16 protein-coding genes and 1 pseudogene are annotated in these 25,877 nt (G+C 51.7%); 13 read left to right on the top strand and 4 right to left on the bottom strand.

The genetic code is table 11. From position 1 onward, the window contains the following. The 12 genes and pseudogenes from LAT75_RS08885 to LAT75_RS08830 form a co-directional block, all read left to right on the top strand. Positions 1 to 405 (top strand): annotated as a pseudogene (locus LAT75_RS08885) (UDP-N-acetylglucosamine 1-carboxyvinyltransferase); the annotation flags it as partial. 484 nt (positions 406 to 889) lie between these two features. Then, positions 890 to 3,847, top strand: coding sequence for an Rne/Rng family ribonuclease (locus LAT75_RS08880; RefSeq protein ID WP_291482298.1), 2,958 nt, complete (start codon positions 890 to 892; stop codon positions 3,845 to 3,847). Between the two features lie 111 nt (positions 3,848 to 3,958). Further along, positions 3,959 to 4,495 (top strand): ATP-dependent protease subunit HslV, encoded by a 537-nt coding sequence (hslV, locus tag LAT75_RS08875; protein WP_291482297.1) that lies wholly within the window; start codon positions 3,959 to 3,961, stop codon positions 4,493 to 4,495. Then, a complete protein-coding gene (gene hslU, locus LAT75_RS08870; RefSeq protein ID WP_291482296.1) occupies positions 4,488 to 5,921 on the top strand; it encodes an ATP-dependent protease ATPase subunit HslU in 1,434 nt (477 codons plus the stop codon). The genes hslV and hslU overlap by 8 nt, the downstream gene beginning before the upstream one ends. A 243-nt stretch (positions 5,922 to 6,164) precedes the next feature. Beyond that, the gene (locus LAT75_RS08865) at positions 6,165 to 8,048 is read left to right on the top strand and encodes a S41 family peptidase (protein WP_291482295.1); all 1,884 of its coding nucleotides are present in this window, start codon (positions 6,165 to 6,167) and stop codon (positions 8,046 to 8,048) included. A gap of 228 nt (positions 8,049 to 8,276) precedes the next feature. Beyond that, on the top strand, positions 8,277 to 10,139 hold the full coding sequence (locus tag LAT75_RS08860) for a PAS domain-containing sensor histidine kinase (RefSeq protein ID WP_291482294.1): 1,863 nt from the start codon (positions 8,277 to 8,279) through the stop codon (positions 10,137 to 10,139). A gap of 45 nt (positions 10,140 to 10,184) precedes the next feature. After that, the gene (locus LAT75_RS08855; protein WP_291482293.1) at positions 10,185 to 10,832 is read left to right on the top strand and encodes a response regulator transcription factor; all 648 of its coding nucleotides are present in this window, start codon (positions 10,185 to 10,187) and stop codon (positions 10,830 to 10,832) included. 298 nt (positions 10,833 to 11,130) lie between these two features. Beyond that, complete coding sequence (locus tag LAT75_RS08850) at positions 11,131 to 12,405, top strand: hypothetical protein (RefSeq protein ID WP_291482292.1); 1,275 nt, start codon at positions 11,131 to 11,133, stop codon at positions 12,403 to 12,405. 90 nt (positions 12,406 to 12,495) lie between these two features. Further along, positions 12,496 to 13,113 carry a YceI family protein gene (locus LAT75_RS08845; RefSeq protein WP_291482291.1) on the top strand — a complete coding sequence of 206 codons (618 nt, stop codon included), beginning with the start codon at positions 12,496 to 12,498 and terminating at the stop codon, positions 13,111 to 13,113. An 87-nt stretch (positions 13,114 to 13,200) separates the two neighbouring features. Further along, positions 13,201 to 13,857 (top strand): YceI family protein, encoded by a 657-nt coding sequence (locus LAT75_RS08840; protein WP_291482290.1) that lies wholly within the window; start codon positions 13,201 to 13,203, stop codon positions 13,855 to 13,857. Between the two features lie 72 nt (positions 13,858 to 13,929). Then, complete coding sequence (locus tag LAT75_RS08835) at positions 13,930 to 14,763, top strand: hypothetical protein (RefSeq protein ID WP_291482289.1); 834 nt, start codon at positions 13,930 to 13,932, stop codon at positions 14,761 to 14,763. Between the two features lie 91 nt (positions 14,764 to 14,854). Continuing rightward, on the top strand, positions 14,855 to 15,985 hold the full coding sequence (locus tag LAT75_RS08830; RefSeq protein ID WP_291482288.1) for an alpha/beta hydrolase: 1,131 nt from the start codon (positions 14,855 to 14,857) through the stop codon (positions 15,983 to 15,985). Between the two features lie 27 nt (positions 15,986 to 16,012). On the opposite strand, the gene LAT75_RS08825 is transcribed toward LAT75_RS08830, so the two are convergent. After that, positions 16,013 to 17,329 carry a hypothetical protein gene (locus tag LAT75_RS08825; RefSeq protein WP_291482287.1) on the bottom strand — a complete coding sequence of 439 codons (1,317 nt, stop codon included), beginning with the start codon at positions 17,327 to 17,329 and terminating at the stop codon, positions 16,013 to 16,015. A 299-nt stretch (positions 17,330 to 17,628) separates the two neighbouring features. On the opposite strand from LAT75_RS08825, the gene LAT75_RS08820 reads away from it, so the two are divergent. Beyond that, positions 17,629 to 18,705, top strand: a complete 1,077-nt coding sequence (locus tag LAT75_RS08820) for a PA0069 family radical SAM protein (RefSeq protein WP_291482286.1) — start codon at positions 17,629 to 17,631, stop codon at positions 18,703 to 18,705. A 135-nt stretch (positions 18,706 to 18,840) separates the two neighbouring features. Here the strand turns inward: LAT75_RS08820 and LAT75_RS08815 are convergent, their stop codons facing one another. The 3 genes from LAT75_RS08815 to recB all read right to left on the bottom strand — a co-directional run bounded on the left by LAT75_RS08815 (position 18,841) and on the right by recB (position 25,867). Then, positions 18,841 to 19,995 carry a hypothetical protein gene (locus tag LAT75_RS08815; RefSeq protein WP_291482285.1) on the bottom strand — a complete coding sequence of 385 codons (1,155 nt, stop codon included), beginning with the start codon at positions 19,993 to 19,995 and terminating at the stop codon, positions 18,841 to 18,843. Positions 19,996 to 20,187: 192 nt separating this feature from the next. Next, a complete protein-coding gene (recD, locus tag LAT75_RS08810; protein ID WP_291482284.1) occupies positions 20,188 to 22,164 on the bottom strand; it encodes an exodeoxyribonuclease V subunit alpha in 1,977 nt (658 codons plus the stop codon). Then, on the bottom strand, positions 22,145 to 25,867 hold the full coding sequence (gene recB / locus LAT75_RS08805) for an exodeoxyribonuclease V subunit beta (protein ID WP_291482283.1): 3,723 nt from the start codon (positions 25,865 to 25,867) through the stop codon (positions 22,145 to 22,147). The genes recD and recB overlap by 20 nt, the downstream gene beginning before the upstream one ends. Positions 25,868 to 25,877: the final 10 nt, after the last annotated feature.

Here is a 25,877-nt window from a genome sequence, read left to right as displayed (position 1 = left end):
CAGCCGGTTTCGGTTATCACAGAAATCTATCCTGGTTTCCCAACCGATCTGCAGGCGCAATGGGCAACACTAATGACACAGGCAGAAGGTGAATCTCAGGTTACGGATACGATTTACCCCGACCGGTTCAGCTACATCCCCGAACTTGTACGCCTCGGTGCGCAGGTTAAAGTGCGAAATAACTCAGCCATTATTAACGGTAAAACACCATTAAGCGGCACTTCCGTTATGAGCACCGATCTCAGGGCAAGTGTAAGCCTCGTGATGGCAGCCCTATGCGCAAAAGGACGATCCGAAGTGCTTCGGGTGTATCACCTTGACCGCGGCTACGCAAAACTGGAAGAGAAACTGAATAAAGTAGGTGCCGGGATTACACGAATTAATGCAGAAGACCAGCTATCTTAAACAGATTGCTGTAATTAGTGCTATTGAGCTGTTTCCTAACAAGGCTGATATACCTTATATTAAGAAATGAATTTTCTTTTCCCGACCATTTACTGCTTCGTCTTCTTTTGCACCGCTGCTTTTATGCATGCGGCCCGCAAATGGTACGCAGCGGCAGAGGTCAATGCCGGTTACGATGTAATTTCATCGTATGAAAAGCACCCTAATGCTGAACTATACCATACAATGTGTTCACCGGCTCTCAAAGGCAACCCTTTCCGGCTATGGGCCGAAAGCCTTTGTAAAAGCGATTCCAATTCCTGCAATACGCTTCATTTTAACAGAAATTTGTACAAAGCGGATAACGCTTCCCTGTTCGACCCTGTAAGCTGTTTCAACTCCTGTTTCCAAAAGATTCACAACGGTTCATTGAAACTTCAGGCTATTGTTTACGCACCCGACAGGTGTACCGTTTTCCGCTTCAAGCATGCGGACTTAACATTTAATGGACAATCAAATAGTAATACATGCAGCGGGTTCGCAGAAGCGAATCGCGCTGATAGAAAATGGTGAATTAGCACAATTTTTTATTGAGTCGCCGGAAAACAGACGTTCCGTTGGCGACATTTACCTGGCTCAGGTACACAAGGTTATGGGCGGTATCAGAGCCTGCTTCATTGACCTCAGCACCCCTAAAGACGGCTTCCTGCATTATTCAGACCTCGGTGAACACCTCGAGGAATACATAGCTATGCTCAACGGCCGGGATAGTATCCCCAAAAAAGCAAGCGACGAGCTTCTGCAATTCAGGCAAACTGTTACAAAAAATGAAGTCAAAAACATGACTTCCAAAGATCAGACCATGCACGAGCAGAACCTGCTTGGCTCATTGCTGAAACCGGGTCAGAAAGTAATGGTGCAGGTCGTGAAAGAGCCCATCGGCAGCAAGGGCCCGAGGGTTTCAACAGATATCACCCTTGCCGGTCGCTTTCTCGTACTTATCCCCTTCGGTGATTACGTAGCCGTTTCTAAGCGCATACGCTCCTACAAAGAGCGCCGCCGCCTCAAAAGCATCATCAGTGAAATGCTGCCTAACGGTTTTGGCGTAATTGTACGCACTGTTGCTGAAGCTCAGGATGACGATGTGCTGCGTGAAGACCTCAAAGATCTGCACGACAAATGGGTTGATATGCAGGATAAGCTCAAAACAGCTAAACCGACTGCCCTGCTGCACCGCGACCTCGACATGACCGAAAGCCTCATCCGGGATTTATTCTCCAAAAACTACGACCGAATCCTGGTTGACGACACCGAAACCTTTAAAGCCATCAAAGGCTATATCGGCAGGGTTGCACCTTCCATGGTTAAAAATGTGGTACAGTACAAAGGTCGTGAGCACGTTTTCGACCACATGAACATCTCCCGTGATGTAAACTCCATTTTTAGCCCCCGGGTAAAAATGCCGAGCGGAGGCTATCTGATTTTTGAGCAAACCGAAGCCATGTACGTGGTGGATGTGAACTCGGGCCGCTATGCTGCCAAGAAAGCACAGGAAGATAACTCCCTGAAAACCAATCTTGAAGCCGCGCGTGAAATCGCCAAACAGCTGCGTCTGCGCGATATCGGCGGCATTATTGTAGTTGATTTTATTGATCTTCAGCAGGATTCAAACCGAAAGAAGATTTACGACGAAATCAAAAAGGAATTCAAAAAAGACAGGGCCAAAACAAACATTTTGCCCATGTCAGATTTCGGCCTCATGCAGATTACACGGCAGCGGATAAGGCCGAGTGTTGTGAAATCAGTATCAAAAGTGTGCCCGATGTGCGGCGGCTCAGGCAGCATCGTGTCTGAAAGTACTCTGCTCTCCGATATTGAAGCATGGCTGAGCAAATTCAGCAACAACTATAAGTACAAATCAGTTGATCTTTACGTGAACCCGTTCTTCCATTCCGTGCTGCTTCAGGGCCTGATCAGCACACGCCTGAAATGGATGTTCAAGTTCTTCATGCGCATTTCCATAAATCCGGATGATACCATTTCGCTGAATGATTTCAAGGCCACCCTGCACGGTTCTGAGTTTGACATCTATGAAACCGTATCTAACGGTGAGTCGATTGAAGATGCCATCAGGCAAAATGAGAAAAACCTTGCTGAACTCGAAAGCGGCGGGCGCAAGAATACAGAACTGCTTGATATTTATAAGAAAAACGGAAGAAACGGAGATTCTGAAACCCGCAGAGACCGCGATCGGGGGGCAAGCCGTGATGATTATGAAGGCGGCAGCCGGTACGGTCAGCAGCAATCAGGCAGAGGCGGTCCGAAAACGGCTGAGGCAAATGAAGAAGGTACCGAGCGCGGCCGCAGACGTCCGGCAGCAGTACGCATCACCTCACAAGGCAGGTCGAACACTAAGCTGAAATCGAAATACTATAAATCCGGTTCAGAAGATGAACACGAACCGGGCACACCTCAAAAACCTGAACGGCTTCAGCAGGATCAAAACCAATCAGCCCGCAAAACAGCTGCTGAGAAAAAGGAAGCTCCTGCAGAAAAACCTGATGCGTTAGAGGTAGCCAAAGCACATGCACTTGAGGAAAAACCAAACGCTCTTGAAGTCGCAAAGGCTTATGCCCGCAAACTAAAGCTTGAAGAAGCCAAAGCGGAAATGGCTGACAAAAAAGACAGTGATGCAACTTCAGAAAAAGGAGTTACGGCTAAAGCCGCATCACAAGTGTCTGACAAAAATGACAGTCAGCCTGATGTCATTAATACTGACACGAAACAGGAAAGCAAAACCGATAAATCTTCAGGTTCTGATGATTCCGTTCCTGAAACTGCGGCCGCTCCTAAACAGTCGGCACGGCATAAGCAAGAACCACAGGTAAAAGCAGAGGAAACCGAAAATCCGAAAACTGCTTCCGGCAGTGCAAATCAGCCAGAAAACAAAGCCGATTCTGATTCTGATTCTGATTCTGATGCCGGTTCCGCATCAGCTTTGCAGGAACCTGATGCTGAAGCCGGTAAAGAACCCAAGGCCAAAATAAAGGCCCCGAAACGGGTGAAGCGGCAGCCAAGGCCCGGTGGCAAAAAAGTAATAGCAAAGCCCCCGAAAGCACGGAAAAAACAGGATGATGACCCCGTTAGCGGCAGTAACAAAGCTGCCGAAGCTGATCCCTCTGAAACCAAACCGACACCGGCTGAAAAAAAAATAAGCGATGCCAAAGTAGCGAAGCTTCGTGAAATGGATGAGCTTAAAGCCAAACTTTCGGAAGATGCTTTTCGCAAACCGGCTGATATACCGGCATCAGACCTGAAAAAAAGTTCAGTTGTAACCAAAACGGTTAGTCCGCGAAAAGCGGCTCCTGAAACTGAAGCAGCACCGCAAGATACAGCTGATACTGCCGGTAAGCCGGAACATACTGCACCCGGCAAGGCTGAAGAAACAGAAGGGAAAGCTTAAATACAGCCCTTTTCCTATTTACACCAAAAGCTGCAAATGGCACGACCTTTGCAGCTTTTGGTGCTTTAGGTACACAGGCCTGAGCCGGCCATCCATTTAAAACTATTTTTTATGAATATACACGCCACCACCGTAATCGGTGTTATCCATAACGGCAAAGCTGCAATTTGCGGCGACGGGCAGGCAACACTCGATAAAACGGTCATAAAATCAACCGTACAAAAAGTAAGAAGCCTTCACAACGGCAAAATCCTGGCAGGCTTTGCAGGCTCAACCGCTGATGCTTTCACCCTTTTTGAGAAATTTGAAGAGAAACTTAATCAATACAGCGGACAGTTCGAACGTGCAGCCATCGAGCTCGCACGTGAGTGGCGCACCGATCAGTACCTGCGCAAACTCGAAGCCCTTCTCATCGTGCTCAATACCGAAAAAGGCCTGCTGATTTCCGGTCAGGGCGATGTAATCGAGCCCGAGGATAACCTTCTCACTATCGGCAGCGGCGGCTCCTACGCGCTGAGTGCAGCGCGGGTGCTAAAAAAACACGCCCCACAGCTTTCGGCCCGTGAAATTGCCGAAGAAGCCATCCACACCGCAGCTGATATTGACATCTACACCAATCACAATTTAACGACTCTTGAAATTGGCTGATTCAACGAAATTACTCGCAAACGAACTCGACAACCTCACCCCGCAGCAAATTGTTGCCGCCCTCGATGAGTTTATCATCGGGCAGAATGCGGCCAAGAAAAGCGTAGCCATTGCCTTGCGCAACCGCTGGCGCCGCATGAATGCAGGGGAAGGCATCCGGGATGAAATCCTGCCGAACAACATCATCCTTATCGGGCCTACCGGTGTTGGTAAAACCGAAATCGCCCGACGCCTCGCCAAACTTGCCCGAGCCCCTTTTATAAAAGTGGAAGCAACCAAGTTTACGGAAGTCGGCTATGTGGGCCGTGATGTGGAATCCATGATTCGCGATCTCACCGAAATCGGTATCGGCATGGTAAAACAGGAAATGCGGGAAAATGTGAAACCCCGGGCCGAAGAAATGGTTGAGGAGCGCATTCTCGATATCCTTATTCCTCCCCTTCCCAAAAAACGCAAAAAGTCCGTTTATGGCAGCAACCCGGCCCTGAGCAGCAACGACGCAGGTTTCAACCCCTCAACAGCCAGTGATGAAGAGCTGAATGAGCGCACCCGGGAGAAATTTCGTCAGAAGCTGAAAAACGGCGAGCTTGAGGAACGGGAAATCGAAATCGATGTGAAGGCAAGCAGCGGTCAAACCATGCAGATTTTCGGTCCGCAGGGCATGGAAGAAATGGGCATGAACCTTCAGGATATGCTCGGAAACCTGATGCCGCAAAAAACCAAAAAGCGGAAAGTTAAAATTAAAGACGCCCGGCAGCACCTGTTTCAGGAAGAAGCCGAGAAGCTGATTGACCATGAATCGGCCGTACAGATTGCACTTGAGCGCGTGCAGAGTACAGGGATCGTTTTCCTGGATGAAATCGACAAAATAGCCGGCAGCTCCTCAAAATCCGGCGGCCCCGATGTGTCGCGGCAGGGTGTGCAGCGCGATTTGCTCCCGATAGTGGAAGGCTCAACGGTTACCACAAAATACGGTATGGTAAAAACCGACCACATCTTATTTGTTGCCTCGGGTGCCTTTAACGTAGCCAAACCGAGCGACCTCATCCCGGAACTTCAGGGCCGCTTCCCGATTCGGGTTGAGATGGATTCCCTCACGGAAGAAAACTTTTATCAGATTCTCACTGCTCCGAAAAACGCCCTCACCATACAGTACGCAGCTATGTTAGGCTCAGAAGGCATCACCCTGAAATTCACAAAGGATGCTCTTCGTGAAATTGCCAAAATTGCCGCTGATGTTAACCGTGATGTTGAAAATATTGGTGCAAGGAGGCTGCACACCATTATGTCAACCGTGCTCGAAGAGCTGCTTTACTCCGTACCTGACGACATCAGTGAGGGAACCATCAATATCGACCGGGCTTACGTGAGCAAACAGCTTGATCAGATTGTGACCAACAAGGATTTGAGTCAGTTCATCCTATAACCAAACCCTTCATTCGAAAAAAGTTTACAGAAACAGCGGCTCAGGCTTTTGTCTGAGCCGTTTTTTTTGATATTTGCGTTAACTCAGCTGCTGTAATCGGGATAGCTTCAAAAAAAATATATGAAACGAATAAATGCAGCGTTACCGTTAAAATCAGCTAAACACTTGATATTTGCATGATGATTGCTCACATTATGCCCTCAAGATTACTCACCAAAATCAGGCAGTACTGACCCCTTTTCAATGATAAAAAGATTTTTTGCTTCCGGTCTTACAGGCATCGTTCTACTTTCGGCCCTTTGGCTGTTCGGTTTTGATAAGGTGTTTGTTTCAAACGAAACGAATCACGAACACAACCTTCAAAAATACATTCAGACACAGCGCTGGATCCTCAACAATTACGTTGATGAAGTTGAAGCCAACATCCTCTTTAAAGACAGCATCCGCGGGATGGTCAGGAATATTGGTGATTCAACCTTTGCTGTTTCCGGCACTCCAATTGATACTACCTTTTCGAACATACAGGTTAATGATATCCGGGAGTCAGCTGTCAGGTTTGAGCGGGCATACACCTTCATCAATCAGAATTTTCCCGATCTTGATATGAGTGAAATGACAGAACATGCCCTTCGCGGGATGTTCACCTCGCTCGACCCCTACACCGATTATATTGATCCGCGACAGTCAGATCGCGTTCGGGAAAATTTTGCCGGCCGCTTTCAGGGCATAGGTGTTCAGTTCGACATCATTGCTGACAGCATTACCGTGATCTCTGCCATTTCCGGCGGCCCAAGCGACGTGCTTGGTATCCGTTCCGGTGACCGCATCATTAGTATAGATGATGAAAATGCAGTCGGCTTTTCTCAGGAAGATGTGCTAAGCACCCTGCGCGGCCCGAAAGGCTCCGTAGTAAGGGTCGGCATAGTGAGGCCGGGAAGCCGTAACATCCTGCATTTCAACATCACCCGTGATGATATCCCTCTGTTCACAGTCGATACCTCTTACATGCTTGATGAGCGTACCGGATACATCAAAATCAACCGTTTCGCCCAAACAACCTACGATGAGTTTATGGAGGCGATGGCCGGTTTAAACGAGCTCGGCATGGAGCGGCTCATTTTGGATCTGCGAAACAACCCCGGTGGTTTTCTTGATCAGGCGGTTCGCATCACGAGCGAGTTTTTCCCGCGTAACACCAAACTTGTGAGCACACGAAGCCGGCATGCGCGCTTCAGTCAGGAGTACCGCACCCGCACCAACGGCCGCTTTCAGGATATCCCGCTTATGGTGATGATCAATGAAGGCTCGGCATCAGGAAGCGAAATTGTGGCGGGCGCCATTCAGGATAACGACCGCGGCCTTATTGTAGGCCGGCGCACATTCGGAAAAGGCCTGGTACAGCAGCAGTATGAGCTTGTAGATCAGAGTTTCATCCGCGTAACCATCTCGCGCTATTTCACCCCTTCAGGACGTCTCATTCAGAAGCCCTTTAATCAGGGCCGTGAAGAATACGCACTGGAAATTCATACCCGCGACCGCGATGCAAGCACAGATGTAGCCAATTTTATCAGCAACCTGCCGGATTCACTGGTGTACGAAACATTCGCCGGCCGCACGGTATTCGGCGGCGGCGGTATCGTACCCGATCACATCATACAGGCTGATACAACGCGCAGCTACGTACTTGGGTTTATGCGTCAAAACAATATCGGATTCGAATTTGTGCGCGGCTTTCTCGATGAACATTATGATGATTTCCGGGCAGAGTGGGGCGATGATTTTGAGCACTTCCGGGCTGATTTCAGCTGGAGCCCCGAACAAATGGACGACTTCTGGACCCGTATGTCTGACGCCGGACTCGTACTGAGCGATACAACCGCAACAACCCATATAGAAGGCGACACTATGTTCATCAACCCGGCTCTCGTTGAGCAGGACCGCTGGATTCCCCCTGCTGCCACAAAAGCCGAGCTTGCACGTCAGGTCTGGAGTCCGTCCGAATACTTCCCGGTATTCAACGATCTGTTCGACACAACCCTGCACCGAAGTATGGAGCTATGGGAAGAAGTAGATCACCTCAAAGCACTTGTGAGAAGACTTTCCGAGAGTTCAAGACAGGAAGGATAGCCCGGTTCTGTTGATCTATTCCGATTTATGTCCCGACCACCTCTGGTGGCGGGACTTTTTTTTTGGGATTAATAAGTGCATATAAATTCATTGTTCAAACAAGTATTTACAGCAATGGGCCGCATTATGCAATCTTTTTGTAAGCTGAATAACCAACCGGAACTACACAATTTGTACATTATGAATTCAATATGTGTTTATATCTCTACTTGATTTGATTCCCAACAAATGATACTCATTGGATTCAACAGCAAAGGTGATTTGCTTGATGCGTTGTATAAATTATCCGAAATAACGGGCTCGCAGCTGGTAATTGCAAAAAAAACGGAAGACATCAATCACATCGAGGCAACTGCCAAAAAGTGTTTTTTTTGTACCGATCTGAAAAAGGAAGAGCTCAAACCCTTACTGCTCAAAGGCGGCAGCAGGGCAGGCTTTGTATGGATAACAGACAAACGCAGCCCCCAACAGCTGTCCTCAGATGTGCTGCTTCAGGAAACCAATATCAGCAAATCACAAATCCAAAGCGTCACCCTCCCCCGGGGTTTGTCATCAGATGAAATCAGCCAAATGCTTTTTCAGGTCACTTTTCAACCCAGAGCATTTAAAGCTTTTGAAAATGACCCTGATCTGTCAGACAGACTGAAACTAATCCATGAAATCACTCACTTTGCGATACACACTGATGAGGAAAAGGCCATCAGGCAGCACATCATGCACAAATTGGTTCAGTATTACAGTGCCGAATCCTGTTCATGCCTGGCGTACAACGAAAAAGGTGAACTGCTGCTGCTCAGCAGTATCAACGGGACCGGAACGTACCAAACCTACACCGGGCTGCTTGTTCCGAACCCGGAAGATTATAAAGAATGCATGCAGTGCGGCGAACCTGTAATTAACTGCAGGAGGCCGGCAGTGGGGGCAAACGGTTACATTTGTGCCCCTTTACTTGAATCAGGTATGGCGCAGGGATTACTTCGGATTCAGTACAGGCATAGTGAAATCGACATCACCCTCGACCGGACAGTGCTGAAGATATCAGCAGATATTTTATCAGCGGCCCAAATCAGAGCAAGAGCATCGGAAAAACTAAAGGAAAGTGAACAGCGTGCTTTAAACATCCTGAACACAACAGCTGACGGCATAATTATGACCGACGAGTCCGGGATAATCGAATCCTTCAATAAATCAGCTGAACTCATTTTTGGCTTTTCGCAGCATGAAATAACCGGAAAAAATGCTGCCGTCCTGATGCCACAGGCCGAAACAGTGTGGTATGAGCTTATGGAGGAACAGCTGTCTGATAATGGCTTAGCATCATATACCGGAAAAACTGTTGAAACAATCGGTGTCCGTAAATCAGGTGAGTCGTTTCCTATACAAATATCAGTTAGCAAACATCAAACTTCTAACATGTGCTTTTATACTGGAATTGTGCGCGACGTTACTGAAGAGAGGCGGCTTGAACAGGAAGTGATGCGAATCAGCGAGCATGAACGGCACCGCATCGGGCAGGATTTACACGACGGTCTCGGGCAAATGCTCAGCGGCATAGGCTTACTGAGCGCAAGCATAAAAAAACGGCTTCAGCACGAAAAACATCCCTTAGCAGAGCAAATGGCTGAAATCACTTCCCTTCTGCAGGAAGCCGATGAATATGCCCGCGGCCTTGCACACGGACTTGTTAAAATAGATCTTGAGCGCGGCGGTTTCCACGCAGCCATAGAAAAACTGATACTTCAGTCTCAGAAACTTTTCAGAATCGACTGTAAACTTGTTTCCGATCAGGAAATTGAAATACGTGACAGGGCACGTGCGGAACATGTTTACAGGATTATTCAGGAAGCCATCAGCAATGCTGTTAAACACGGTTACTCTACCAAAGTTACCGTCGGAATGACGTATTCAGAACGCAAACTGCTCATCACGATCAGGGATAACGGAACCGGCTTTTCATCAAACTGGCGCAAAAAAAGGGGGCTCGGAGTCCGGATTATGGAATTCCGTTCAAGACTGATTAACGGACAGTTCTCGCACGGTAACAACCCCGGTAAAGGCGCTGTAATTACGCTCACAATCCCGTCACCTTAAATGCTGCATGCATATAGCCGTTACAAATAGAAATATATAGAATGAATGGAAAAGACAAAGCGTAATATCGTACTCGTAGATGATCATCCCCTGATTCGCAAGGGCATTGCCCTTACTCTTTCCGAATCAGACCGGTATTCGGTAATTGCACAGCTTTCCTCGGCGGAGGAAGCCCTTGCAAGGCTGCCCGGCCTTGATGCTGACGGCGCCATTATTGATATCTCCCTAACGGGTATGAATGGTATAGAACTGGTGAAACACATACGAACCACAAACTCAAAACTTAAAATCCTGATGGTTTCAAGACATGATGAAGATATTTATGCCGAAAGGGCCTTACGCGCCGGAGCAAACGGGTACATCATGAAACATGTGGCATCTGAAATGCTTGCTGAAGCCCTCGAAAAGATTTTTAAAGATGGTATTTATGTGAGCGACAGTGTGAGTGCCAAAATGCTGCAACAGGCAATGGGGCAAAAAACCACAACAGAATCCCCTCTCGAACTGCTTAGCGACAGAGAACTTGAAGTTTTTGAACAGATCGGGCGGGGCTTCAGTAACAAAGACATTGCGCTTAAGATGCACGTTTCGCCCAAGACAGTGGAAACCTATAAAACGCGCATCAAGGAAAAAATGAACCTCTCCGGCAGCCATGAACTAACCCGTGAAGCCATACAGTGGGTTCACGACTAAACTGCTTATTTACAAGGTGTTAGTATCCCGTAAACTTCGCCTGATGAAAGAAGTCCGTACAGCGGTTTGCTTGTTTTGCTGAAGGCCTGCTACATACGTATTAATCCCTACAAATAAAACATCTGTAGTCTTAAACACTACAGACAGATAAGAGAGATCTCCACAAGACAAAAGAACCTAAGCTTACACCATAATTCTAATAACAGTTTTATAATATAGGTGTTCGAATTAAGCAGCCCTATGCTTATCCGCCAAATTACTTTCCTATACTTATAAATCTCCAAGAAATATCAGAATTATGAATAAATCTGTTATCATTCATGTGGCAATTACAGCGCTGTTACTGTCTTTGCTGTCCGTAAGTGCAACTGCACAGTTTTCACGTGACCTTCAGTATTTCCGGGCTCCTGACAAGACCGGCCTGAATATTTTTGAAACACCCAAAACCACTGATGTACCATTCGAGGGGCTGAACGTCCGGATTGGTGGTTCAAACACACTTCAGTTTCAGTGGCTCGATCATGAAAACAGCGGGGCTGTAGATATTTTTGAAATAGGCCCGAATTTCAACCTTGCAACATCAAACCTTGATATTGATGCGCAGCTTTTCCCCGGTCTTCGTATGCACCTGCGTACCTACCTTTCTTCAAGACACCATGCCCAGCCTTACGTAAAAGGCGGCTATATGCAGGTTGATCGCCTCGACTTCATCAGTGAAGGGTTCCTTCAGGAATACATGGATTACATCACTATCAAAGTCGGCCACATGCAGAACAACTACGGTGATGCTCATTTCCGCAGAAGCGATAACGCCCAAACTATTTTCAACCCCTTCGTTGGAAACCCCATCATGGATGCCTTCACCACTGAAGTTGGTGCTGAAGTGTACTACCAGCGCAACGGCTGGCTTGCAATGGTCGGAATGACCAACGGCAAGCTGAATCAAAGTGTTGTTGACGCCCCTGAAGGTCAGTTACAAACCCATGTTTCGCTTTTAGGCAAAGTTGGTTTCGACCGTCAGCTTACGGAAGATCTTCGTGTACGCCTTACCGGTTCCGTATATCATACCGGGCAATCGCAGCGCACTTACCTCTATGCCGGCGACCGCGCAGGTTCACGCTACTACAACATCCTTACTGCAAATTCATCCGAGTTCAGAATTCCCCGCTTCGACCCCGGTTACACCAATGAGCTTACAGCCATTATGATCAACCCCTTTGTAAAGTATCAGGGTTTGGAGTTCTTCGGAATTTTTGAAACTGCAAGCGGAAAAGCTATGTCAGAAGACAGCCGCAGAACTTCCAATCAGTACATGGCTGAGCTGGTTTACCGCTTTGGTAACAGCGAGAACTTCTACTTCGGCGGCCGTTACAACCTCGTAACAGCTGAAACCAGAAGCGGCGAAGATGTGGATATTACCCGCTTTAATATCGGCGGCGGCTGGTTCCTCACCAAAAACGTTCTGGCTAAACTCGAATATGCCCACCAAACCTGGGATGGCTACCAGAGCAACTCCGTTTTTCACGACGGAAAATTCAACGGTGTAATGCTTGAAGCCGTAATCAGCTTCTAACACCAATTGAGGGGTTGCCCGTAATATTCAGCGAATATTTCAGGCAACCCCCTTCTTTTAAAATCTGCTTCTAACAAAATGATTAATTCCATGAAACCACTTTTTCTGAGCTTAATCGCACTTCTGCTCCCTTTCACGCTTTTTGCTCAGCCGGATACACCCGGCAATTCTGCCTCAGCCTATGCAGCTTACAGTGTTAACAATGCCCTCAGCAGCATGACCATAGCCGGCGGCTCCACCGTAGGAAGCTGGGACGCAGATGTTACCCTGATTAACGCCCGTTTTTCTGTTAACCTTGAAGCGCTTCAAAATGGCGGCAGCAATGCTTTTCAGCTTGGCGAATTCGTAATCCCCGTGGAGCGCATTGAATCTGACGGAAACCGTATGACCAACAACATTCATAAATATCTTGAAAAAGACCGTCATCCGAACATCACATTCACCTTCGTGAGTGCAGAACTTCAGCAGACAACAGATGCCGGTACGGAAGTACTTGTAAACGGAATCATAAACGCTGCAGGTGCAGATCACGCCGTCAGTTTTGTGAGCAACGCAGCTTTTGCAGACGACCAAAGCATCGTTCTGAGCGGCACCGTTGATTTTGGCTTCAGCGATTTCAACATCAGCCGGCCTTCTGCCATGCTTGGTACCGTTCGTGCCTCAGAAGAGCTTCAGATTATCTACGAACTCGTGCTTACTTCAAACTAAGCCTGCCCGATTGCAATAGTACAGCTGATTCCCAACCGATGCTCAGGCGTTACACTCCTTCAATGCCCGTCTTAAATGGATGCCTCTATGAAAAAGCCCTTCGCGCTTCCCCTTTTCACTCTCCTGCTTCTGCTGCTCATTACCGCCTTAACACAAGGCGCTCAGGCGCAGCAATCTATTGAACTTGTGGCTGAACGCAGCCGGCTGTGGATTCAGGGCACTTCAACGGTGCACGATATCAATTGTGAAGCAGGAAAAATTGTGGGCTATGCTGATTTGAGATCGGCTGATTTAGACGAAGCACGTAACATAAGTGATAACAATGCAGGAAGTGTACGGTTGAGTATCCCGGTTTGGGAATTCGATTGCGGACGCCGGCAAATGAACCGCGATTTTTTCAGGGCGCTTGATGCTGAATCCCATCCGGCTATCGAGTTTGAATACTTCTCGGCCACCCTGCTCACCAATCTCGACCCTGACTGCCATCCGTTTCAGCTTGAAGTTGAGGGCAGGTTATCTGTTTCAGGAAATAAGCGCGATGTAAGCCTCATCGTTGATATCGAACCCTGTGAAGCTAACCATTTCAAACTGATGGGATCGAAAACGATCAACATGAAAGATTACGGCATCGAGCCGCCAACCGCATTGTTCGGCCTCGTTCGGGCTCATGAAGAACTTACGGTTAACTTTTCCCTTACCGCCCGGCAGCTAAACCCTGAGGGCAGCTACGCCGACGAGCGCTGACTTAGCTTACAGTTTTTGCAGGCCAGACAGAAACCCGACCCTGCAGCTTCAATTTAAACGGGATTTCTTACGATGAGTGCACCAATTAACAGCAGCAGACCGGCATTAAATCTGGATTACAGCAGTTCATCTGAAATCCTGAAACATTTTGTTGCGCTCACCAACAAACAGCTGCAGCAAATGGACCTGAACAGCGGAAGCAGCTGTAAGTTTAACGGCAGCGTTCTGGAAGTTTTTCTGAACCCCAAAGAGCTTTCCCGCAGGCAGCAGCTCCGTAAGATTGACTCCAACCTGTATATCAAATGCGGTCTCTTCCTGTATTTGCTCAAAAGCATCATCAAAAAGCACGGATTTCAGTGCACCATCCACACCTGGCCCCGATTTGATGAACCTAACCTGCTGGCGTTTGTGCATCTCGACGCTTTCAGAACGGCTGCTTTTGTACACAATAAGCAAAAAGCAGCGCCCGATTATGCCGATGCCGGAACCTTTGCAGAAAAACTCGAAGCCATAGCTGCAAAAAAAGGTATCACGCTTCAGAGTATAAAACCCGGAAAACAGCAGCAGGAAACAGCGCTTCTGCTTCAGCAACAACCCGCCTGCTGCAGCTACTGCAAAAGCAATACGTTTAGCAGTCATTGGGATGATATGATTGATGGTAAAACCGATGGTATTTTACTCATCGCATCGGCCCGGCAAAACACACCCGCAGTATGGACCGGCCTCGGACTTATGCTTGGAAAGGCAATTCAAGTTAGTTCCAACAGCGGTTTCGGGCTGATTCCGCTCAATCTGCATTTTTGCCCGACACAGTTCAGCCAGCCCGCCAAAACACTTTGCCCCGGAGAAAATCTGCATCTTATCGCTTTTCTTAAAGAAAACAGCCCTATTCTCCCAGCCAATTAGCAGCCTAAACCAGGCTAATACAGCCGGAAAAACTCGCCGGAAAAGCGTATAATCTACCTTAAATTTCCTGCTTCCGTTATTTAAACCGATTATGCGCAATTTACTCCGGTTTCTGCGAATTGCCCTGCTTTTTACAGCCGGGGTTCTTTCTTTATGTCTCATCTTGCTGGCTGCTCTCATCCGGCCTGATATTTCCGTTGAACAACTGGCCGAAACCTATGCCGGTGAATCTTCCCGCTTTTTCGCCGTTGACGGGATGATCGCGCATTACCGCGACGAAGGCCCTGCTGATGCCCCTGCCCTGCTGCTGCTGCACGGTACCTTCGCTTCCCTGCACACCTGGGATCCCTGGGTGGAAGCCCTAACTCCGGAATTCCGGATCATTCGCGTTGACCTGCCCGGCTTCGGACTTACCGGTCCGCAGCCCGATAACGACTACAGCATCCGGGCTACGCTTCATTTTCTGGAAGCGCTCCGGCAGGAAACCGGTGTTGAGCGCTGGAGCGTTGCCGGCAACTCACTGGGCGGACGTTATGCCATGGCCTGGGCACAATCCTTTCCCGAAAAAACCGACCGGCTGATTCTCCTCAACGGCGGCGGCCTGCCTGTAAGGCCTTCGCCAATACCTGAGCCGGCCGACTCTCAGCTGACCGAAGCGGACCTTTCCGAAACAACATCTGCTTCTGAACAAACGGCGCACACGGCCCGCCCGGATTCCGACACCCTAAATGTACAGCCGCAACAAGCCGCAGAAGCCCGGCCCCAACAGCGGAACTCATTGCTTTTAAATGCGCTCGGAAACCCTGTTATAAGAAAAGGACTGAGCATCCTAACCCCGAAATTTGCATTCAGGCATTCACTCAGGGAAGTTTATTACGATCAGGACCGCATCACTGAAGAAACCATACACCGTTATTATGAACTGCTTCGCCGGGAGGGCAACAGACAGGCGTTCCTTACGCGCAATCAGGGCACAAATGTCGGAGCGGATCGCACTCACCTCCTTGCGGTTCCTGAGGCTTCCTCTTTGGAATCCACTCCCGTGCTCATCATCTGGGGTGAACATGACCGCTGGATTCCGGTTCAAAACGCGCATCGTATTGCAGCTGCCATCCCGCATGCGCAGCTCATCATTTATGAAGATGCCGGCCATGTACCTATGGAAGAAATCCCGCTGCGCTCAGCAGCTGATGTGTCGGCTTTTTTAAGCAGTCCTGACTGAGCATAGCATTACTCAGCTTTCAGTTAGCTAAAGCTCCGGAATTACCAAAAAGATATCCGTACCACCATTATTTTCGGAAAAATCTCCGTTTGTTGAACTCGTATTACCGGCAAAAACCACCCTGCCGCTTAGCATCCGCACCGAAGAGGTAATTGTATCACTTGCCGTACCGCCGCCGCTTATAATTTTTTCTATTTCACCGGCAGCATCTAAAACCGTTATAAAGAAACGATCCGTAAGCAGTACATTCGATTCCTTCGGGTGCAGCCTTGACGACTGCGTACGCCCCGCAAGTGCAAACCGCCTGCCCGAGAGCGTAGCTACAGCAGTAGCCATATCAAAGTTATTTCCGGAAAGTATCATTATCTGGGATATGCTTCCTTCAGGGTCGATTCGCATAAAAAAAGCTGCACTGCTTATGTCCAAATTGCGGTCTGTGAAGTCGCCATCCGCTGAAAATGTATTCCCGGCCAACAGCAACTCTCCCGAAATAAGCATGGTACTGTAGTTAAGATTATCCTCACCAGACCCCCCGTACCCTTTTACATCAAGGAGGTTTCCTTCTAAATCAATACTTAGCTTAAAGATCGTATTGCTGCCGTTTATGGCGATGTTCTCAAATACACCGGTATCTGATTGAGTAAAGCCTGTAACTTCAATGTTGTTGTCGGGCGAAAGATGCATGCCGCGAACTTCTTCAGACCGGTTTCCGGAAAAAACCCGGACCCATTGTGGTTCTCCTTCCCGGTTAAGCCGGATCACAAAAACGGACTCAGAAAAACCTCCGTTTGATGCAAAAATGCCGTCTCTTGAAGTTGTGGTCCCGGCCAGAAGATAATCCATATCAGGGGTAACAATTACAGAATGAACCTGATCAAAACCACTTCCGCCATACGTTTTTACCCATTCAAGGGCCCTGTTTGGTGAGATGCGGGCAATAAAAATATTTCCCGAACCATCCCCGAAAAAAGGTGCCGATTCTGAATAAGTGAGCCCTGCGGCTATAAATCCGTTATCCCTGTCAACACGAACTTTTCTGAATGAATCCCTGCCGTTACCATTGATCGAAAGTATATCCTCCGGTAAACCATTTTGATCCGTCCACAAAAGAAAGGCGGCTTCTTCAGTAACGGGAATCTCCGAAAAATCTCCGTCAGAAGCGCCGAAGCTTCCTGCAATCAGCAGGTTACCGCTCTGACTGATGAGATCATAAACCCTATCATTGCCGCTGCTTCCCAGCACTGCAACCGAATAATCCTGATCTAAAAAATCACCATCATAATTAAATGCACACGACTGCACTCCCAACACGGAAAGCAGTATCAAAAATAACTTAAACCTCATATTTATACTTTCAATCACCTTTCAGCTTTAACCATCCAAAGCGAAGGCGGCTATTTTGATTTGAATTTTTCGCCAACAATTTATTTTTCGTAAGAATACCATTTCTTGCTTAAAACCAAAGAAATTTTTTTCCTTTTTTTTCTATCGCCCTGCTTCTCGCTGTTTACGGGGCTTTTTTTCACCTCCAGGAACTTGAATCTGAACCACAAAACAAAAACAGATTTTCGCACCATGTTTTATATGTGCGATATATGTTTTATGTTAAACCTGTTACTACTTCCTACTACTATTTCAGGTTTATGCTTTGTTCGAATAGCCCTTCTAACCGGCCCGCAGCCATACGCGGCCGCGGCACATCAGCAAATCCGGTTAATCGGTTTGAACCCCTCCACTTTGTACAGGATGAGGAATATGAACCCCATCAGCAGAAAGTCAAAACCCGCTTTCTAAAAGACGATTCCGAAACCATTCTGGGCACAAACAACAGTCCGGACATTCCCTTTAGCTACACCCTGAACCCATACCGCGGCTGTGAGCACGGCTGCATGTACTGCTATGCACGGCCAACACACGAATACCTGGGCTTTTCAGCCGGGCTCGACTTTGAGTCGGTCATCATGGTTAAGGAAAAAGCTCCTCAGCTGCTTCGCAAAACGTTCCTCAAAAAGAGCTGGCAGCCGCAAACCATTGTGATGAGTGGGGTTACAGATCCTTATCAGCCGGCTGAGCGGCATTTTGAACTTACCCGAAACTGTCTGAAGGTTTTTCTTGCGTTCAGAAACCCCGTAAGTATCATTACAAAAAATCACCTGATAACGCGAGATCTCGATCTGCTTGCCGAACTGGCGAAAGAGCGGCTTGTGCGCGTAAATATCTCGCTCACCACACTCGATCCGCGGCTTACCGATACGCTCGAACCGCGTACTTCACGGCCGCAGCGGCGGCTTGAGGCAATCCGCCGGCTAACAGATGCAGGCATTGAAACCGGCGTAATGACAGCCCCTGTTATCCCCGGCATTAACGATCACGAAATTCCTGCCCTGCTCGAAGCAGCTGCAGAAGCAGGCGCTACCCATGCCGGCTACGTGATGCTCCGCCTGCCCTGGGCTGTGAAAGATATTTTCACGGACTGGCTTGAGCAGCATTACCCGGACCGCAGTAAAAAAGTGCTCAACCGTATCACCGATATTCGCGGCGGCGCACTTTATAATGCTGATTTCGCAAACCGTATGAAAGGCAGCGGCCCCTTCGCGGATCAAATCCGTAATTTGTTTACGGTGTCGGCGCAGCGCTACCGCCTCAATCTTCGCCGGCATAGTGAACCGCTCAATACCAAAGCATTTCTCCGGGCCGGTCAGCAGGAACTTGGCTTGTAATTTCATCAGCCGCGCCGATATAAGCCTGAAGCGATAGCGCAAATTCTTTTTTCCAAATTCCCAAGAAAGTAAAACCCCGCAGACCAACCTTGTCTGCGGGGTTTTATATTTATTTCTAAATCAGAGCATGCAGCATCAGTACCGCGTTACGCCCGTGAGCTGATGGCCGCCGGGTACCTGTTCGCGCTTCACACCAAAGACTTTGCCGCCCTTGAGCAAGGTACGCAGACCGGCGAGATCGATCAGATCTTCTGAGGTCTCCCCTTCCTTCTCTACGCGGATTTCCGAGGTGCCCTCGTTGAAACGGCCCCAGACCGCATCATCTACCGCCATAAACAGGGTCTCAATCTTCCCCTGAGCGGCCGCCGGGATTACTTCCTCGATTTTATGCACCACACGGCTGCTTCCGTTCATGTCGGTGAAGGCCTTGCGGGCTTCCTCTTCTTCCCGTTTGAACACTTCCTGCACGATGCTCCAGCTGCGCTTGTGCAGCTCTTCGGCAGAGAAACTGTCCGAATGGCCGCTCACGCCTTTCTTCAGCAGGCCGGGATGCGTGTTCACTTCGTGATACAGCGGATGCAGAAACTCTACCCCAGCCAGCACAACCGGCACCTGACGATCATCGAGAAAGGCCGTCAGCTCTTTGTCCACTTTACGGAAGTAGGCCCGGATCAGCGGCTTCTGATCTTCGTCGCCCCCGCCGCCGTGCCCGTGAAACAGGGCCGCGCGGTTTCCGCCTGCCGTTACCGGCCCGCCGGTATGAAACTGTTGCGAAGCCATGAACTGATCGATGCGAAGCGCTTCGGCCAGTGCCGGCGGCAGGAAGTCTGAATCAATTTCCTTCAGGCTGAACCTTGAGCCCTCAAAAAGGGTGAGCTTGTTTTGGCTGATGCCGAGCAAATAGTAAAGCCCGTCGCCGCTCAGCAGCGGCAGCAGCGGTTTGAGGTGATAGCGGTGCGAAACAACCGCCAGCTCCGGAAACGAAACCGGAAACTGATTTACCTCAAAATGACCCTCCGATAAAAACATGACGAGTCCGTCACTTAAATTCTGCCAGTTGGGCGACTCTTTTCTGAAATCCTCAAAAGGCTGTAGCAGCGCCTGAATATCGGCATCGCGCATCCCCCTTTCTTTTAATTTATCGGCTATCTGATTGGTGAGGTTTTTAAACCGGATCTGATCCTGACGGACCTCGTTGCCTACCCGGTGTGTTGGCATGTAGAGTGAAATACAAACAGGATCGCTGATCTGATGAAGTTCTTTGATGTACTGCAGGCTTAGTCTTTTCATAAATACTCCTGATTTTTTTGAGTTATGTACCTGAGTTTTCTGTTTCCGGCTGTAATACAAGGGTTTCAGTCGTCTTTTCAGGCTTACAATTTTGAATACCGGAATTTGTTTAGCTGTACTTATAATCTAACAAAATGCACGTCAAACCCAAATATTGCGGGTTTAAAGTTGATGCTACAGGCTTTTACTTTTTCATAAAATCCGGCTCAGGCGTTCTGCCAAACCGCTGAAGCGGCGGGTGCGCCGGGCGATGGCTTTGCGGAGCAGCGCTTCGCTTCCGGCCACGTAAATCACGCTTTTGGCGCGGGTCACGGCCGTGTAGATGAGTTCGCGGGTGAGCACGGGCGAGTCCTGCGGGGGCAGGGCCAGCAGCACTTTGCGGTACTCCGAGCCCTGACTCCGGTGTACGCTCAGCGCCCAGCAGGTTTCCATCATGTGCAGCTGTGCGGGGCTTCGCAGGCTTACGCCTTTTTCGCTTTTTGCCGCATCAAAAGCTTCCATGGCCACCCGCAGCAGCGGTGTGCCGTCGGCTGCCGCCTGCCCCTGCGTCACGGTAACTCCCAGGTCGCCGTTGAAGAGCCCCAGCTGATAGTCGTTGCGCGTCATAATTACCGGGCGGCCTTCGTACCAGCTGCCCCGCTCCGGCTCAAGCCCGAGCTTTTGTTCGATCTGCCGGTTCAGCTCCTCCACCCCGCCGGGACCCCGCCTGTGCGCACACAGCACCTGAAAGGCCTCCATCGCATCCAGTTTTGCGGCCGGGTCAAGGGCAGCATCGCGGTAGTGTGAGAGCTGTTGCCTAAGTTCCGGAAGGATGCTCCCGAGCCAGCGGCCCGACGGCTGATCGAGCCAGATCACATCTTCCCGCCCGCTTTTGAGCAGCGCCATAGCCGCATCCGCATCACCCTCATTCACGGCACGGGCCAGCTGACCAATGCCCGATTCCGCGCTGAAGCGCCGCGAGTGCGTCAGCTCCACGATGCAGTCCCGCAGCGGGGGCACGGGTTCTTCCTGGGCGGCGACGCTTTCCGGCGGGAGCTCAATCCCCAGCCTTGCCGCCGATGCCGCAAAGCCAGCCGAAAAACGGTTGAGCTCCGGCTCATGACAAATATCGGCAAAAACCGCGCCTGACTCCACCGAGGCCAGCTGATGCTTGTCGCCCAGCAAAATCAGCCGGGCATCCGCGCGCAGGGCTTCGAGCATCCGCGCCATCAGGGCCGATGGAATCATCGAGGCTTCATCCACAATCACCAGGTCGAAGGGCAGCGGGTTGCGGCGGTTGTGCCGGAAAGTCACCTGCTGATGCAGCGTGCCCAGCAAACGGTGCAGCGTCATGGTCTGCACGGGAATCTGCGAAATCAGCTCGCCGACATCCGGAAAACGCACTTCAAGGCCGGCCGTTTTCAGCTGATCAATCCCGGCTATGAGCGACTCCCGCACGCGGTTGGCAGCCTTGCCGGTCGGGGCCGCAATCGCGACCCGCAACCTGCGCCCGCCCGGCGCAGATTTCAGCAGCAGCAAAAGCAGCCGAAGCACGGTGTAGGTCTTGCCCGTTCCGGGTCCGCCGGTGAGCACCGTCAGCCGGCGGTTCAGGGCTGCGACCCCGGCGGCGCGCTGCCAGAGTCCTTCGGCAGAACTTCCAAAAAGCTCATCGGTGAGGCTCCGCAAGTTCGCCTCCGAATCTTCATCCGTGTCCGCGCCCGAGAGCGACTCCGTGAGCGCCAAAAGCTGCCGGGCCGTCTGCTGCTCGAACTGAAAATACCGGTTGAAGTACAGCCGCCCGCCGTCCAGCACCAGCGGCAGATGCGGCTGTTCATCCCCCTGCTGCACGTGCACGACCGCAGAATCCCGCAGCCGGTTTTCGTCAAGGGTGATGCGCTCCAGGCCCTGAACCTCGCGGCCGGGCATGGAAAACAGGGCGTTCGGCTCCGTGCGGAAATCCGGCAGGCTCAGCGCGGTATGCCCCATGCGGTTGGCCGCCGAAAGCAGCGCGACCGCAGCGAGTACATCCTCCTGCGTCTCTCCTTTGCGCCGGAAAAACGCCATCAGGGCGCGGTCAACCGGCTCAACGATGCCTGCCGCTTCGATCACGTCCAGGCTTCCGGCTCCGGTGCCGGAATCTTCAGGCGGCATCCCCGCCGCTTGGCTTGCGTTAAACAGCTCCTGCTGCATGGGCTTCTCCTTTAAAATAGTGGTCCAAAGTTTCAATAAGCGCCGCATCGGGCCGGTCGAAGTAGATCCCCGAGCCCGGCACGGCGGCCGTCATCCCCCGCACAAACAAATAGTAGGCCCCGCCAATGTGCGTGTCGTAGTCGAAGGCCTCCCCCAGCCGGCTGCGCAGCCAGCGGCTCAGGGCAACCAGATAAATCGGGTACTGAAGCGCATAGCCGCGTTCCTGCATGGCCTGCTGCAGCGCCTCCGCCCCGTAATCTTCGGGCGCGCCGCCCAGCCAGTCGCTCTTGTAATCGGCGATGTAGTAGCGGCCTTCATGCTCAAAAACCAGATCGATGAAGCCCGTCATGAAGCCTTCTTCCTTCAGCTCAGCCGCAGCCGACGGTCCGCCGCTCAGGATTCCGCTGATTTCCGCGGCCCGTGCCCGCTCAAGATGGAAGTAAAACTCCAGCTCGTCAACCGTCTGCGCCGGACCCTTCTCCGCCAGCCGCGCCCCCGATTCCGGAAGCCCGGCCCCGAGCACCTGCCGCAGCATCTCCGTGAGCACCGGCTCCCAGTGCGCCTCGTAGCCCTCATCGGCCAGGCAGCGCCGCACCAGGGCGGGCCCGTCGGCCTCCAGCCGCGTAAAATCCAGCTCCTCAAACAGCCGGTGGATCAGCGTACCCGGCCGCGCACCCTTCGGAAAATCAAAGATGCCGGGCTCCCGCTTTCCGGTTTGCGCCGCTATTGGGTTTTGTTTTTTTATCGATGGATGTGTGCCTGCGCCGCCGGCAGCTTCCGTGCCCGCTGCGCCCAGCTCCGACTCGCCGGCCGGCTGCTGATCGGGCTTCCCGCCTTCGGCAGCGGTCTCGAAGGAAGAATATCCGGCTCCGGAGTCTTTTTCACCCTGTTTTTTGATTGCCGAGTAGGAGGTCACGTACCAGTCAGGCCGCTGCGGCAGCGGACGCTCAGGCACCAGCGCCTGCAGGTCAGGCTGCTGCTGTTCAGCCGGCTCAAACACGGCATAGGGCGTTTCGCGCAGGCTCTGGATCAGCCCGGGGTGTTGAAGCGCCAGCTTTTCGGCAGAGCGTGTCAGGTCGAAGGCATCCGGCTTGCCGCTGCGGCCCAGGGCGTATTCTTCGCCGCGCAGCGCATAGGCCAGGGCCGAGGCCTGCGATTCTTTGTAGGCCGCAACCGACACATAGCAGCGCAGCCGGGCACGGGTGAGGGCCACGTACATCAGCCGGAGGCTTTCGGCCAGCTCCTCCAGCCTGATGCGCTGCTGCACCACCTCATCCTCCCGCCGAAGCCCGGAGAGGTCGGCATGCGTGCTGCCGTCTTCATGCCACAGCATCGCGCCGGACTGCTTCCTTCCTTTATTTGATTTCACCGACCAGAGCGAGGGGCAAAATACAATCGGGTATTCGAGGCCCTTGCTGCTGTGCATGGTCACGATCTGCACGAGGTCGTCGTCGGTATCCAGGCGGATTTCGCCCTCTTCGCTGCGGCCGTCAGCTTCGGTAATTTTTCCGCTCAGCCACTTGATGAGGGCATCGGCGCCGGAGCGGTGCTCGCGCTCGAAGGCGTCGATCAGCTCGTTCAGGTGCATGAGGTTGGTGAAAATCCGCTCCCCTTCCCGCAGGCTGAGGATGCGCGTGCGCACCTGCACCGCCCGCTCCCCCAGCCGCCCGATTTCCTGATTCAGGAAGCGCCGCAGCATGGCCGTGAAGCCGCTGCGGGCATACACCTGCCGCAGCTCCGCGAAGCCCTCAATTACCTCCGAAAGCAGCTCAGGCGAGGCTTCCATCTGCTGCAGGTCGCTCATGCGCTGCCCGATTTCATCCCGGAACAAAAAGGCGCGCAGCTGCGCCGGACGCGTATTTTCGCGCACCAAATGCAGCAGCTCCAGCAGGAAGCCGGCTTCCTCCGTCTTGAACACGCTTTCCGAGCTCCGGTGCACGCTCTTGATGCCGTGCAGCATCAGCGCTTTTTTGAAGGTCGCCGCTTCGTAGCGGTCGCGCACCAGCACCGCGATGTCGCCGGGCCGCAGCGGCCGCCACTGCTCTTTTTCGAGCAGCTCAGCCCGCCCCTTCACGGCCAGGTTCAGCAGCCGCGCCATCTCACAAGCCGCCTGATGTGCAATGCGGGTCAGGGCAACGTCCTTGTTTTCGTTATCCTTAACGGTGTCGTCAGGCAGCAGGAAATGCAGGGCTGCCTGCTCCGTTTCTTCTTCGGCATCGCCGGTTCGGATCCGCAGCTCGGGGCCCGAGCGGTGCGCCTGCGAGGGCGCGAAGGAAATTCCCCCGGGCCACTGCCCCGCCCGCCCGCCGTCGGCCGCGAGAAAAAGCTCTGTTACGGCATCGACCATGGTTTTCACCGAGCGGTAGTTTTTGTCGAGGGTGAAGCACTGCACCCCGGGGCGCGAGCGCACCGCGATGTAGCTGTGAATATCTGCCCCGCGGAATTTGTAGATACTCTGCTTGGGGTCGCCGATCATGTAGAGCGCCTGATCCGGACTGTTGGTGCCGTACAGCGTAAGAAAAATATCGAGCTGAACCGGGTCCGTATCCTGAAATTCATCCACGAGGGCGACCGGGTACTGCGCGCGAAGCCGCATCCGCATCTGCTGATTGTCGCACACCGCATCCCGCGCCATAATCAGGATGTCGTCGAAGGAGCGCTGCCGGCGCTGTTCCTTGAGCAGCTCCAGCCGGTCCTGAAACTGCCGGTACAGCCGCACATAGTAGCCCTCCTGCAAAGGGGCGGGGCTGCATTCCAGAAACGCCTCAACCGCATCAAAAAAGGGATGTTCGGGCGTTGTGCCGCTGCTGCTCGTGCCGCTGCTGAGTTTGGCAGTGCCGAATTTATCAAGATGCTTGAAAACTCCGAGGCCGGACCAGTCTTGAGCGGAAATCAGGCGGTTGAGCTCAGGCAATGCACTTTGGATGGTTGCAAGCCGGTACTTATTGTTGTTGAGCGCCTTGCTTGTTATGGCATCGGTTAGCAGTTTGGTGATGGCTTCCGAATCCCAGCTTTCTGCCAGCTCAGCGCAGCTGCGATGGTAGCTATCGAGCAGTTCGCCGGCTTCTGCCTCGCCGGCCTCGTACAGCTGCAGGTAGGGCTTGCCCGCGAGCGGACTAAACAGTTTGAGCATGGCATCCGGCGTTTGGAGGTCGCTGAGCAGGAACTGAAGCAGCATCTGTTCGCGCTCCCCGGCCTCAGCCAGGCGGTTGAGCTCTCCCCGCCAGATGTCGTCGGCGGCCTCCTGCATCAGCTCTTCGATATTGCCCGAGTAGTCGATATCGAAGCGGGTGCCACTCTCGAACACGTACTCCTGCAGCGCCTGCTGACAAAACCCGTGAATGGTGTAAATCGCGGCCTGATCGAAATCCGTGAGCGCCCGCTCGAGATTGCGCAGGGCTTCGGGCTGCCCGCCGAACTGCTGCTTGAGCTCCTCCAGAAAAGCATCTCCCGTGTCACCCCCCGGCTCGCGCAGGGCATCGGCGGCCTCCCGGATGCGGCCCGATATCCGGTCGCGCAGCTCCTGCGTCGCCGCCTTGGTGAAGGTCACGACCAGCAGACTGCCCGGCCCGGCAACACGGCCCTCCGCAAGAAACCGCACCACCAGCGAGGTGATGCTGTAGGTCTTGCCCGTTCCGGCAGAAGACTCAACCAGATTAAGCCCGGAAGCAGGCGCATCAAAAATTTGGAAAGGATGGAGCATAGGAATTATT

This window comes from Cyclonatronum sp. (assembly GCF_022565315.1).
Lineage (GTDB): Bacteria > Bacteroidota > Rhodothermia > Balneolales > Cyclonatronaceae > Cyclonatronum.
The sequence above is the reverse complement of the archived record's forward strand: the minus strand, read 5'-3'. Positions and strand labels throughout refer to the sequence as shown.

Bases quoted from the DNA above. Each gene is read 5' to 3' on its own strand.
- LAT75_RS08880 (WP_291482298.1), top strand. From the start codon at position 890: ATGGACAATCAAATAGTAATACATGCAGCGGGTTCGCAGAAGCGAATC.
- hslV (WP_291482297.1), top strand. From the start codon at position 3,959: ATGAATATACACGCCACCACCGTAATCGGTGTTATCCATAACGGCAAA.
- LAT75_RS08865 (WP_291482295.1), top strand. From the start codon at position 6,165: ATGATAAAAAGATTTTTTGCTTCCGGTCTTACAGGCATCGTTCTACTT.
- LAT75_RS08860 (WP_291482294.1), top strand. From the start codon at position 8,277: ATGATACTCATTGGATTCAACAGCAAAGGTGATTTGCTTGATGCGTTG.
- LAT75_RS08855 (WP_291482293.1), top strand. From the start codon at position 10,185: ATGGAAAAGACAAAGCGTAATATCGTACTCGTAGATGATCATCCCCTG.
- LAT75_RS08850 (WP_291482292.1), top strand. From the start codon at position 11,131: ATGAATAAATCTGTTATCATTCATGTGGCAATTACAGCGCTGTTACTG.
- LAT75_RS08845 (WP_291482291.1), top strand. From the start codon at position 12,496: ATGAAACCACTTTTTCTGAGCTTAATCGCACTTCTGCTCCCTTTCACG.
- LAT75_RS08840 (WP_291482290.1), top strand. From the start codon at position 13,201: ATGAAAAAGCCCTTCGCGCTTCCCCTTTTCACTCTCCTGCTTCTGCTG.
- LAT75_RS08835 (WP_291482289.1), top strand. From the start codon at position 13,930: ATGAGTGCACCAATTAACAGCAGCAGACCGGCATTAAATCTGGATTAC.
- LAT75_RS08830 (WP_291482288.1), top strand. From the start codon at position 14,855: ATGCGCAATTTACTCCGGTTTCTGCGAATTGCCCTGCTTTTTACAGCC.
- LAT75_RS08825 (WP_291482287.1), bottom strand. From the start codon at position 17,329: ATGAGGTTTAAGTTATTTTTGATACTGCTTTCCGTGTTGGGAGTGCAG.
- LAT75_RS08820 (WP_291482286.1), top strand. From the start codon at position 17,629: ATGCTTTGTTCGAATAGCCCTTCTAACCGGCCCGCAGCCATACGCGGC.
- LAT75_RS08815 (WP_291482285.1), bottom strand. From the start codon at position 19,995: ATGAAAAGACTAAGCCTGCAGTACATCAAAGAACTTCATCAGATCAGC.
- recD (WP_291482284.1), bottom strand. From the start codon at position 22,164: ATGCAGCAGGAGCTGTTTAACGCAAGCCAAGCGGCGGGGATGCCGCCT.
- recB (WP_291482283.1), bottom strand. From the start codon at position 25,867: ATGCTCCATCCTTTCCAAATTTTTGATGCGCCTGCTTCCGGGCTTAAT.